The sequence below is a fragment of the Pseudomonas putida genome (assembly GCF_028682175.1).
GTDB lineage: Bacteria > Pseudomonadota > Gammaproteobacteria > Pseudomonadales > Pseudomonadaceae > Aquipseudomonas > Aquipseudomonas putida_AD.
This window is the reverse complement of the sequence record NZ_JANHKS010000008.1, coordinates 152,911-165,101: the sequence shown is the minus strand read 5'-3', so window position 1 is coordinate 165,101 and position 12,191 is coordinate 152,911. Positions and strand designations below refer to the sequence as shown.

Annotated in this window: 9 protein-coding genes; 5 read left to right on the top strand and 4 right to left on the bottom strand. The window is 63.4% G+C overall.

Translation table 11 applies throughout. From position 1 onward, the window contains the following. Positions 1-36: 36 nt before the first annotated feature. Positions 37-2,163, bottom strand: a complete 2,127-nt coding sequence (locus NPS29_RS08605) for a TonB-dependent siderophore receptor (RefSeq protein ID WP_274132000.1) — start codon at positions 2,161-2,163, stop codon at positions 37-39. 376 nt (positions 2,164-2,539) lie between these two features. On the opposite strand from NPS29_RS08605, the gene NPS29_RS08600 reads away from it, so the two are divergent. Both NPS29_RS08600 and NPS29_RS08595 read left to right on the top strand, forming a co-directional pair. Beyond that, the gene (locus tag NPS29_RS08600) at positions 2,540-4,705 is read left to right on the top strand and encodes an outer membrane assembly lipoprotein YfiO (protein ID WP_274131993.1); all 2,166 of its coding nucleotides are present in this window, start codon (positions 2,540-2,542) and stop codon (positions 4,703-4,705) included. After that, the gene (locus tag NPS29_RS08595; RefSeq protein WP_274131992.1) at positions 4,705-5,427 is read left to right on the top strand and encodes a DUF3142 domain-containing protein; all 723 of its coding nucleotides are present in this window, start codon (positions 4,705-4,707) and stop codon (positions 5,425-5,427) included. The genes NPS29_RS08600 and NPS29_RS08595 overlap by 1 nt, the downstream gene beginning before the upstream one ends. A gap of 217 nt (positions 5,428-5,644) precedes the next feature. On the opposite strand, the gene NPS29_RS08590 is transcribed toward NPS29_RS08595, so the two are convergent. The 3 genes from NPS29_RS08590 to NPS29_RS08580 are packed head-to-tail and all read right to left on the bottom strand — an operon-like array spanning position 5,645 to position 8,616. After that, the gene (locus tag NPS29_RS08590; protein ID WP_425312467.1) at positions 5,645-5,968 is read right to left on the bottom strand and encodes an AtuA-related protein; all 324 of its coding nucleotides are present in this window, start codon (positions 5,966-5,968) and stop codon (positions 5,645-5,647) included. Beyond that, positions 5,965-7,323 carry an acyclic terpene utilization AtuA family protein gene (locus tag NPS29_RS08585; RefSeq protein WP_274131991.1) on the bottom strand — a complete coding sequence of 453 codons (1,359 nt, stop codon included), beginning with the start codon at positions 7,321-7,323 and terminating at the stop codon, positions 5,965-5,967. Before NPS29_RS08585 ends, NPS29_RS08590 begins: the two co-directional genes overlap by 4 nt. Further along, positions 7,324-8,616: a CitMHS family transporter gene (locus NPS29_RS08580; RefSeq protein ID WP_274131990.1), complete on the bottom strand. Its 1,293-nt coding sequence runs from the start codon at positions 8,614-8,616 to the stop codon at positions 7,324-7,326. It abuts the gene before it with no gap. 255 nt (positions 8,617-8,871) lie between these two features. Here NPS29_RS08580 and NPS29_RS08575 point away from each other — a divergent pair, with 255 nt between their 5' ends. The 3 genes from NPS29_RS08575 to efeO all read left to right on the top strand — a co-directional run bounded on the left by NPS29_RS08575 (position 8,872) and on the right by efeO (position 12,163). Beyond that, positions 8,872-9,765 carry a LysR family transcriptional regulator gene (locus tag NPS29_RS08575; RefSeq protein ID WP_274131989.1) on the top strand — a complete coding sequence of 298 codons (894 nt, stop codon included), beginning with the start codon at positions 8,872-8,874 and terminating at the stop codon, positions 9,763-9,765. Between the two features lie 308 nt (positions 9,766-10,073). After that, the gene (gene efeU / locus NPS29_RS08570; protein ID WP_274131988.1) at positions 10,074-10,943 is read left to right on the top strand and encodes an iron uptake transporter permease EfeU; all 870 of its coding nucleotides are present in this window, start codon (positions 10,074-10,076) and stop codon (positions 10,941-10,943) included. Between the two features lie 8 nt (positions 10,944-10,951). Beyond that, a complete protein-coding gene (gene efeO, locus NPS29_RS08565) occupies positions 10,952-12,163 on the top strand; it encodes an iron uptake system protein EfeO (RefSeq protein ID WP_274131987.1) in 1,212 nt (403 codons plus the stop codon). The last annotated feature ends 28 nt before the right edge of the window (positions 12,164-12,191 follow it).

Genomic DNA, 12,191 nt, shown 5'->3' with positions numbered 1-12,191 from the left:
CGGCAAGCCGTGCTGCTACGGGGTCATCTGTGCGGCTTAGAAGTCCAGCTTCGCCCGCGCCACCAACTGGCGCGGTTCGCCGATGGAAATCGCCGGCGAACCCAAGCCGCTGGCCGAGGTGTAGTACTTCTCGTCGAACATGTTCTTGAGGTTCAACTGCAGGGTCAGGTCGCGTTCGTCGAGCTTCATCTTGTAGGAAACGAAGGCATCGGCCACTTTCGACGAAGGCAGGTAGTACTCCTTCCCCGCGCCGTCGTTCACGCCCCAGCGGCTGGCGAACCGCGCACCGGCACCGGCGCGCAGGTCACCGATGCCCACATGGCCAAAGTCGCGGGTCAGGTACAAAGCACCGGTATGTTTCGACACGCCGTCCAGCGGCTGGCCCTTGAGAATCGGGTCTTCCAGCACCTTGGTGTCGGTGTAGGCGTAGCTGCCGGTCAGGCTCCAGAACTCGTTGATCTGCCCGGTGATGTCCGCCTCAAGCCCCCTCGAACGCACCTCGCCCGACACCCGGGTGCAGGTCTCGGTGCCGCAGGGCTCGCTGGTCTGCACGTTTTCCTTGTTGATGTTGAACAGCGCCACGGTGGCAGTGATCGCATCGTTCTGGAACTTGGTGCCGATCTCGTAGGCCTTGCCCTCCTCCGGCGGCAAATCACCGATGGGCGAGGCAATCGAGGTGTTGGGGCGGAACGACTCGGTGTAGCTGCCGTACACCGACCAGTCCGGCTGAATCAGGTACACCAGCCCGACACGGGGCACGACCTTGCTGTCCTTGACATCGGCGCCGACCACGAACGGCCGGCCCTTGCCAGTCATCTCGTCGAAGGCGTCGTAGCGCAGGCCCGCCTGGAAGATCCACTGATCGTTGAGGTGAATGGCGTCCTGGACGAAGAACGCGTGGGTGCGCAGGTGATCGGTCTGGTCGCTGTTCGGCGCGCTGACCGTGCTCGGCTGCTGGGTCACGCCATAGACCGGCGCGTTGTAGTTGAAATCGGTGCGGTTGGCGCTGCGGTACAGGTCGCCCAGCTCGCGGTCGTTCTTCATGTAGTCGGCGCCGAACAGCACCTCGTGGCGAATATCGCCCCAGTACAGGTTGCCGAGCATGTTGACGGTGGCGGTGTGGGCGAACTGCACGGCATCACGGGTGGCATCGCCACGGCGGGTCACGGCACCGGTGGTGTAGTTGGCCGAGATGAAGCGCGACTGATAGTCGTTGTAGTAGTTGCGGCTGTAGGCGTAGCCGGTGCGCAGGGTCCAGGTGTCGTTGAGGCGGTGGTCCATGCGCAGGTCCAGGGAATCGGAGCGCCCGGTGGTGACGTTGAACGGCTCGTCCAGACGGCGATTGCGCGGGATGTCCAGCACCTTGCCGGTCCTGGTGTTGATCTGCGTGCCACGGTCGAAGGGCACCGAATATTCCATGTGCTCATAGGCCACCGAGACCGTGGTGTCGTCGCCATACCAGGCCAGGGACGGTGCGATCACCGACTGGTCGATGCTGCCGAAATTGCGCCAGTAGTCGTAGTTCTGCTTGTCGGCGATGACGCGATAGGCCAGGCCGTTGGTGCCGATGGGGCCCGTCAGGTCGATCTGCTCGCCGCCGCCACCGAAGCTGGTGCCGAACGCGGAGATGGAATGGGCGGCCTCCAGTTGCGGCTTCTTGGTCACCACGTTGATGACCCCGCCCGGGTCCTGCACGCCATAGAGCATCGAGGCCGGCCCCTTGAGCACTTCGATGCGCTCGGTGGTCGGGGTGAAGTTGCGTGCCTGCACCGACTGCATGCCATCGCGCATGATCGAGTTGTCGCGGTTGGTGCCGAAGCCGCGCTTCTGGATCGCATCCTGGGTACCGCCCAGGGTGTTGCCCTGCTTGACCCCGCTGACCGCATTGATCGCCTCGTCCAGGCTGTTGGGCTGGCGGTCCTCGATGACCCGGTTGGTGACCACGTTCACCGTCTGCGGCACTTCGACCAGCGGCGTTTCGGTACGGGTGGCAACCGAGGCCTTGCGCGCCTGATAACTGGTGCGGCTGTGCTCGGTCTCGCTGATTTCACGCTGGGAGCTGGCGTCGATGTTGACGGCGTCCAGCTGCATTTCCGCAGCCTGGGCAACGGAACTCATGCCCAGCGAGCACAGCAGCGCCGTGGCCGAACAGACTCCCAACAGGGAGGCGGGACGAAAAGCGGGAGAAACGGATGAGGCTGTCATGAACGGAAAACCCTGGGTGTCGAGTAGTGATGGCGTTCGCTGGAAACGAATCTGATTCTCACTACACGGATGCCGAGGGGATTTACCTCACCTGTTTTTTTGAAAAAAATTGACGACCACGTTCCCGTAGCAGCACGGCTTGCCGGCGGGAGCGGTGTGTCAGTCGGACATTTTTCAACTGACACACCGCTCCCGCCGGCAAGCCGTGCTGCTACGGGTCGCGTTGGACGAGGACGACGAGCAGGCCAATCGCCATCAATCCCGCTTTCGAAAACAAGCTGTATCATTCGCCCCGCTCCACCCTCCTCCTGCGTAGCGAAATCAAGGATTGTTCATGCGTACCCGCTCCCTGACTCCTCTTGCATTGCTCATCGGTGCAACCCTCTGCGGCCAGGCTCAGGCCAGCGGTGACGACTCCTGCTACCCCAACTGGTCGCTGCTGCGCGACTCGCTGGATGTCTGCAACAACCTGGCATTCCTCACCCCCGGCAACGACAGCCGGGTCAACCTGCGGCTATTGCTCGCCGACCGCAAGGCGCTGGAAATCAAGCCCAACGCCCTGGGCGAAGACGAGCTGGCCGAAGGGTTCGGCCCGGTGCCATTCGCCGTGGCGCGGCTGGACATCGCACAGATCGAGGGTGACGAAAGCGAAGAGTCAGGCAAGGCCGCGCTGGGCGAGTTGCTGGAGAAACTCGGCATCAAGCGCGACTCCACCGACAGCGCAGGCCAGGCCTTCCTGCAAGGCGAAGGCAGCCGCTGCCGCAGCAACCGCGATGACAGCGCCGCGCAGTTCATCGGCCAGCTGCAGGCCAGCGCTGCTCTGCCCGATGCCGAACGCCAGAGCCTGGCCCGCAGCCGGGTGCAACTGCTCGACGCCTGCACCTGGGAAGGCGAGAAACTGGCAGCACTGCTGCCCACCGGCATCCAGTCGGCCGAGGGCCTGGGGTTTCTCACTTACCTCAAAGCCGCTTCGGACTTCTACAGCGGTCATTTTGCCGACGCCGAAAACGGCTTCGCGAGCCTCGCCGACAGTGCCCAGCCATGGCTCAAGGAAACCGCGTTGTACATGATCGCCCGCACCCGCCTGAACGATGCCCAGCAGGATGCGTTCGACGAGTACGGCACGCGCAAGGACAACATGGACCCTGCGCCTTACGCCAAGGTCGCACAGGCGTTCGACCAGTACCTGAGCGCCTACCCGAAAGGCACCTACGCGATTTCAGCCAAGGGCCTGCTGCGGCGTGTGCACTGGCTGGCAGGCGAAAGCGAAAAACTCGCCAGCGATTACGACTGGCAACTGACCAAGGCCGAAGACCAACAGCGCAATGCCTCGATGGACGCGCTGATTCAGGAGGCCGACAACAAGCTGCTGATGGCCGCGCCCGACAAGCTCGACAGCCCGCTGTTGACCGCGACCCATGACCTGATGCTCATGCGCCCGGACGGCGCGTCGAAAATGACCCGCGAACAATTGCAGGCGCACAAGGTTGTGTTTGCCGAGCAACCGGCGATGTTCGATTACTTGCAAGCGGTGTTCGCGTTCTATATCGAGAAGAACCCGGCCGAGGCGCTGAAACTGTTGCCCAAGGACATTCCCGACAACCTCGATTATTTCGCCTTCAGCCAACAGACCCTGCGCGGCCTTGCACTGGAAGCGAGCAACGACCTGCCCGCAGCCCAGAGCCTGTGGCTGAAGTTGTTGCCGCAGGCCAAGCAGCCGTTGCAACGGGACCAACTGGAACTGGCCCTGGCGATGAACTACGAACGTAGCGGCCAACTGGAAAAGGTCTTTGCCGCTGACTCGCCGATCCAGTCGGCGCAAGTGCGCCTGATCCTGCTGGGCAAGGTTGCGGGCAACGAGTTGCTGCACCAGCAGATCACCCAGGGCATCAGCGCCACCGAAAAAGCCACCGCGCAGTTCGTGCTGCTGTACAAGAATCTGCTGTACGGCCAGTACCCGGCCTTCCTTGAAGCACTCAAGGCGTTGCCGGCCAAGGCTTCCGAAGAAAAGCTCGGCACCAGCCTGGGCTACGTCTACGGCGACGGGCAGAGCCTGCAATTGTTCCGCTGGAACGGCGACAAGGCCGAGTCCAGCTACGCCTGCCCGAGCATCGGCGAAACCGCTGCCGCCTTGCAGGCCAACGGCAAGGACCCCAAGGGCCTGAACTGCCTGGGCGAGTTCATCCTGCGCAACGGCCTGGACAGCATGCCCCTGGACCAACGCCCTGCCGCGCCGCAATTGGCGAGCAGCGAGCCGGGGTTCAAAGGGCCGGTGTTCTCGCGTCTGGACGGCTATCAGGCGGTGATCGCCAACAGCGCCGCGGCCCGCGACGACAAGGCCTACGCGCTGTACCGCGCCATCAATTGCTACGCGCCTTCGGGCTATAACAGCTGCGGCGGCAAGGACGTGGCGCAGTCGGTGCGCAAAGGCTGGTTCAAGCAGTTGAAGAGCACCTACGCCGCCACGTCGTGGAGCAAGTCGCTGCAGTACTACTGGTAATGAAGAGGCGGCTGATCGCACTGCTGCTGGCAACGCTCGCCAGCAGCCCGGCCTGGGCGGCAGTGGATGCGCGGGACCACGATGCGTTCTGGCTGTGGAGCGGCGTCGCCTCGCAGCCGGTGCTGGATCAGGCGCGCACGCTGTATGTGTTGCAGGGCCAGATCTTCGCGCCCCGCCATGACCGCCAGCGGGTAGACTTCATCGCCCAGGGCATGGGCGTGCGCCGCCTGCCGCAACAAGACCTGTGGATCGTCTACCGCGCCCACACCCTGCGCTGGCCGGAATCGGTGTACAGCCAGTTACTGGGGCAGGTGTCGCGCTGGCAGCAGGCAGGCAATGCAGTGACCGGCGTGCAGATCGATTTCGACGCCCGCACTCGCTACCTGCAAGAGTACGTGACCTTCCTCAAGGACCTGCGCCAACGCCTGCCCGCCCGCTACAAGCTGAGCATCACCGGGCTGATGGACTGGAGCAGCAACGCCGACCCGCAGGCCATCGCCCAGTTGCAGGGCGTGGTGGACGAAGTGGTGGTGCAGACCTACCAGGGCCGCCACAGCATCCCAGACTACGCCGCCTACCTGCCCCGCATGAGCCGGCTTGGGTTGCCGTTCAAGGTTGGTCTGATTCAGGGCGGGGACTGGACGGCGCCGGAGTATTTGCAGAGCAGCCCGTGGTTTCGGGGGTATGTGGTGTTTTTGCAGAATCGCCAATCCCGAGACTGACACTGAACCCTGCGGGGGCGCTCGCCCGCGACGGCGGTCCATCGGCTCCACCTTCATCAACTGACACACTGCATCACCACTGTAGGAGCGCGCTTGCCCGCGACAGGGCCGTGCCTGGGCCGGTGATATATCTGACACGCCGCCGTCGCGGGCAAGCGCGCTCCTACAGTGAATCTGTGCCATGGCGATGGATCTGCGTCATGCCAATTGATCTCGGTCAGACTTCGATCTCGATATCCAGCAACGCAGCCCCCAGCGCCTTGCCATGGGCATCCAGCGCCAGGGATCTTGTCACCCCGCCCTTGAGAATCCCCGGCAGCACGAAATTCAGCGCCTGCACGTTGGGCAGTTCATAGCGCCGTACCGACCCGGCTTCCGGGTTCAACAACTGGGCAAAGTGGGCAGCCACACGCTCAGCGGTCAGTTGCTCGACCAGGCGCGGATAGTCTTCTGCCTTGAACGCAACCACCGAAATATTCGAGGTATCGCCCTTGTCACCGGTACGGGAATGGGCCAGCTCGCGTAATTTGACTGAACTCACGATGCATCCTCCAGATGAACCTGCGGCGTGACCGCATCACGGGGCAGCAACAGCGACGCCACCGCCACCACCTGCCGCACCCCCTTGGTTGCCCCGCCGCCGCCATAGGGGCCGTTGGTGTAGAGGGTTTCCACTTCGTTGCCAATACGCACCGCCTGGGCCTTGTCGGCGCAGCGACCGGCTACCCGCAAGCGCACCTCCCACGGCTCGCCACCTGCGCGTGCACCCAACTCGGCGCCGTGCAGCGAATCGACGCCCATCAGGTCGGCACGCACTTCATCACACACCACGCCGGTGAGCTTCAAACGTTCCAGCACCACCTCACGGGCAAGCTGCGCGCGGGCCAGGGCGCCGGGGCCGCCATAGGAAATCTGTCCCTCGCCGATCCAGCCATCCAGGTAACCCACCGACACCTTCAGCGTCTGCGGGCGGGCATGACCATTGGCGCCGTCGGCCCTCACCTGATTGGCGGCGATGACGCTGAACGACACACCGGAGAAATCAGCCGTGACGTCCGGCGTCAGGTACGCCTCGGGATCATGCACCTCGTAGATCATCTGCTCGGTGCAGGTCGCGGTGTCGATACGCCCGCCAGAGCCTGCGACCTTGCTGATGACCGCCCTGCCCTCGGCGTCCACTTCGGCCAGCGGGAAACCCAGGCGTGCCAGATCGGGCACGTCCTTCACCCCCGGATCGGCAAAATAGCCGCCGGTGATCTGCCCCGCGCATTCGAGCAGATGTCCGATCAGGGTGCCGCGTCCCAGCCGCGTCCAGTCGTCATGAGCCCAGCCGAATTCGAACAGCTGTGGCGCGAGAAACAATGAAGGGTCCGCCACGCGCCCTGTGATCACCACATCGACGTCGGCCTTGAGCGCTTCGACGATGCCCTCGGCGCCCAGATAAGCGTTGGCGGAAATCAGCCGCTCGCCCAGTGAACCGACCGTGGCGCCGTTGTCGAGCAACTGTTCGGGAGGCAGTTGCGCGAGCACGTCATCGCCGGTCACGGCTGCGACCACCAGTCCCGTCAGCCCCAACTCGGCTGCAATGCGCCGCACTTCACGCGCGGCCGACAGAGGGTTGGCCGCGCCCATGTTGCTGATGATGCGCAAGCGGCGCTGCCCGGTTTCACGTCCACGGGCCACGAACGGCAGCACCCGGCGCATGCGCTCGGCCAGCAGCGGGTCGAAACCGGCCTCGGGGTCAGCCAGCCGCGCCTGTTGCGCCAGCGCGATGGTGCGTTCGGCCAGGCATTCGAACACCAGGTAATCCAGCTCGCCCTTGTCGGCCAGCTCCACCGCGGGCTCGATGCGGTCGCCCGAATAGCCGGCGCCGGCGCCAATACGTAGGGTCTTCATTCAAAACACTCCCAGCAGCAGGGCGGTCAGGGTCATCAGCACCGAGGCGCCAAACAGGAACGGGATGGTGAAGCGCTGATGGTCCGCCAGTTCGATCTTGCACAGGCCTACCAGCAGAAAGGTCGCAGGCGTCAGGGGGCTGACCGGGAAGCCCGTGGTGTGCACGCCCAGCAGCGACGCCTGGGCCACCTGCAGCGGGTCGATGCCCAGGGTGCGGCCCACCTCGGCAATCACCGGCATCACGCCGAAATAGAACGAATCGGGATCGAACAACAGACTCAGCGGCATGGACAGGAAGCCCACCACCATCGGAATCAACTTGCCGTGGCCGGCCGGAATCTGCGCCACCGCCACCTCGGCCATGGCCTTGAGCATCCCGGTGCCCTGCATGATGCCGGTGAACACCCCGGCCGCCAGAAGAATGCTGGCCATGGTCAGGGCGGTCTTGGCATGGGCATCGATACGCGCCCGCTGGGCGTCGACGTTGGGGTAATTGATGCACAGCGCAAGCACGGTGCCGACCATGAACATCACCACCGGATCGACCCAGCCGGCAATCATCACCGCCATGACCACGATGGTCAGCAGCAGGTTGAGCCAGAACAGACGCGGACGGCGCAGCACTTCTTCCTGCTCGCTCAGCACCCGCTGGGGCACGACATCGACGTTCACGCCCTTGCCCAGGCCCAGGCGCTTTTCTTCACGACGGCCCAGCAACCAGGCGCTGATGAAGACGAATGCCAGGCCGACAATCTGCACCGGAATCAACGGCTGGAACAGATCGGCCACTGGCACATGCAACGCCGCCGAGGAACGCAGCACCGGGCCGGTCCAGGGCAGGAAGTTCACCCCTGCGGCCATCGCCGCGACACAGGCCAGGATCCTGCGGTCGATGCCCAGCCGGGTGTACAGCGGCAGCATCGCCGGAATTGTCACCAGAAAGGTCACGGCGCCGGAGCCATCCAGGTGCACCAGCAACGCCAGCAGCGCGGTCCCCACGACGATGCGCGTAGGGCGGGTGCCGACTGTGCGCAGAATGCGGTCGATGATCGGGTCAAGCATCCCGGCGTCGGTCATCACCCCGAAGAACAGAATGGCGAACACGAACATGCCGACCACGGGCGCGACGTTCTTGATACCGGTGATGATGAAGGCGCTGGTCTGCAGGCCGAAACCGCCGATCAATGCGGCAATGATCGGCAAGGCGATCAACGCGACCAGGGGCGAGAGGCGCTTGCTCATGACGGCGGCGAGCAAGCAAAGAATAGTAATGACACCGAGCGTGGCGGGCATGGACGGATCCTTGGTCATTCCTCTGCGCAGTGCATGGAATGAGCTGTTGTTGTTTTCATCGAGTATCAAAACGGGGGTAAGATTTGTAAATTGAAATGTTCGCAGGCGCACATTCGTAAATTCAGAACGATAAGACCAACCCGTAGCAGCACGGCTTGCCGGCGGGAGCGGTGTGTCAGCCAAGAATTTTTCAACTGACCCACCGCCCCCGCCGGCAAGCCGTGCTGCTACCAACTGCGGCGAGAGACTGAAACTATGAAGAATTCCATCCAACACATCCGCGCCTTCCTGGCCGTGGCCAACAGCGGCAGCTTTGCCAAGGCGGCGGTGGAGCTGAACCTCTCGCCCTCGGCGCTGACCGTTCAGATCCAGCAACTGGAAGACTGGCTCGGCGTCACCCTGCTCGAACGCAGCCCGCGCCATGTCAGCCTGACCGCTGCCGGGCAGAACAATCGCGGGCCGATGGAGAAGCTACTGCTTGATCTGGACAACATCGTCAGCGGCTCAAGGGATCTGGCCGCCCTGCGCCGGGGCGTGGTGACCATCGCCGCCCTGCCCTCGATGTGTTCAGGCGCTCTGCCGCCGATCCTCAAAACCTTCCGCGAGCAGTTTCCGGGCGTCGAAGTGCGACTGCGGGACGTGGTGGCCCAGCGCATCGACGCGCTGGTGCGTGAAGGCGAAGTGGATTTCGGCCTGGGGGTGCGGGCCCGGCTGAGCCACGGGCTGGAATTCGAGGTGGTGATGATGGACCGGCTGAGCCTGTTCGTGCCGCTGGACCATCCGTTGGCCGAGCGCGGTTCGATTGCTCTGGCTGAACTGGCCGGGCAACCGATCATCCTCACCGGCCGCGACAGCAGCGTGCGTGAACGGGTGGAACAACTCTTTGCCGACGAGGGATTGATTCTGACGCCGGGGCTGGAAGCGAACTACATGTCCACGGTCATGGCCCTGGTGCGACAGGGGCTGGGTATGACGCTGCTCCCGGAATCCGCCGACGAAGGCCGGGGTGACCTGGTGCAGGTGCGCATCGAGCATGCGGGGGTGAACCGGGAGATTGGCCTGATAACCCGCACGGGATTTGGCTTGAGCCCCGCAGCGACACGATTCGCCGACCTGATGAAGAAATCTCTGCCAGCGGTAACTCTGTAGCAGCACGGCTTGCCGGCGGGGGCGGTGTGTCAGCCAAGAATTGTTCAACTGTTCCACCGCTCCCGCCGGCAAGCCGTGCTGCTACGGGGTCCCGGCACAACGCAAATCCCTCTTGCAGCTTGCGGCTTTAAGCTTGCAGCTGCCCCATGGCTGAACGCCACCTGAACACCTGCACAAATCCTGAAAAAAGCAAAAAAACAAGTATGCTCATTCAATAATGAGTATCATTATGTTACACATTGGCTGAATGCGAATGGCTCCAGTACGCGTTCACGCTGCACACCCTATCAGATTTACTTCGGTGATAAATGCTTGTTCCATTCTTGATCATGTTGCGCGAGGGGATTGAGGCCGCGCTTATCGTTGGCATCATCGCCAGCTACCTGAAGCAGACCGGCCGTGGCGAGTGGATGCCAGCCGTATGGATCGGGGTCTTCCTCGCGGCAGCGCTGGCGCTGTTCGTCGGCGGCGGCCTGGAAATGGTCAGCGCCGAATTCCCGCAGAAGCAACAGGAACTGTTCGAAGGTGTGGTCGGCCTGATCGCCGTGGTCATCCTCAGCTCCATGGTTGTATGGATGCGCAAGGTCGCGCGGTCGGTCAAGCATGATCTCCATCAGTCGCTGGACGCCGCCCTCGCCGGCTCCAGGAACCAGACCTACGCCCTGATCGCCATGGTGTTCTTCGCCGTGGCCCGCGAAAGCCTTGAAACCGTGTTCTTCCTGTTGGCCGTGTTCCAGCAGAGCGAAGGCGCATCCGGCCCGCTGGGCGCGCTGCTGGGCCTAATCATTGCCGTGGCCATCGGCATCGCCATCTACAAGGGCAGCATGCGCCTGAACCTGAGCATGTTCTTCCGTTACACCGGCCTGTTCATCCTCATCGTGGCGGCGGGCATCCTCGCCAACTCGGTGCGCTCGCTGCATGAAGCCGGGATCTGGAACTACTTCCAGGAAGTGGTCTTCGACATCAGCCCGATCCTGCCGATGGACGGCCCGACCGGCTCGGTACTGGCCGGCATGTTCGGTTATCAGGATGCGCCAAGCGTCAGCGTGCTGGTGGCCTACCTGGCCTATCTGGTCTTCGCACTGGTCCTGTTCTTCAAGCCGCAGGCCAAGGTGGTGAGTCTGCCCACCCGGCCTGCCCATGAACACGGCCACTCCACTTCAGTTTCGAACAAATAAGGGCAACCATGACCTCCAGTCCCAACGGCCTTCCGCCCAAGAAAGCCAAGCCACCTCGCGCCCTGCAGTTCGCCGTCGCAGGCTCGGTACTGCTGATGATCGCGGCAGGCGCCATGTTCTATTTCGCATCCCAGGCGGCGCACAAAAAGCGCGTGGCCAACAGCGGCAACGAAACCGTGGTCACCATCCACGCCAAGAATTGCGAGCCGAACGAAATCACCGTACCGGCAGGCAAAAATGCGTTCCGTATCGTCAACGCCTCCGAGCGGGCCGTGGAATGGGAAATCCTCGACGGCGTGCTGGTGGTCGAGGAGCGTGAGAACATCGTTCCGGGCCTGAGCCAGATCATCAACGCCAACCTGCAACCGGGCGACTACGCCATCACCTGCGGCCTGTTGAGCAACCCGCGCGGCACCCTGCACGTGACCCCGACCGCAGAATCCGAAGCGGCCGCCAAGGCCCGGCCTTCGATGGTGGCGTTCATCGGGCCGCTGTCCGAATACCGCGTCTACCTGAGCACCCGCAGCAGCGCGCTGATCCGCGCCGTGACCGACCTGCAGCAAGCCATCGAAAGCGGCGACCTGACCAAGGCCCAGCAGGCATATGCCCCGGCCCGCGCTGCCTACCAGCGCATCGCCCCGGCCGCCCAGCGTCTGGCCGAACTGGACAACGCCATCAACGCACGCGCCGACTACTTCGAAAAACGCGAGCAGGACCCAGGCTTCGGCGGCTTCCACCGCATCGAATTCGGCCTGTTCTCGCAGAAGTCGGTCGATGGCCTGGCGCCTGTCGTGCAGAAACTGCAAAGCGACATCGCCTCCCTGAAAGAACAACTGCTGGCCCAGAGCATCGCCCCCGAGCAACTGGCGAGCATGGTGGTGCGCAACATCAGAAGCCTGGCCGAGATCCGCAGCAACGGCGAGGAAGAGCGCTACAGCCACGTCGATGTCACAGGTTTCGCCGCCAACCTTGAAGGCACGCGCAAGGTCGTCGACCTGCTGCGCCCTCTGCTGAGCAAGACCTCGGGCGACGTACTCAAGAAGATCGACGACGCGACCACAGCGCTGGACGACCAGTTGCTGATGCTCAAGACCGACGACGGCTACAAGCCGTACGACCAGGTCAGCAGCGAGCAGAAGAAACAGATTTCGGACAAGGCCAAGGCACTGGCCGATGCACTCGATGGAATCGATCCGGCCCTGGGCCTTACCGGCCTGTAAGCGCCCCCGGGCGGATGTTCGACGCATC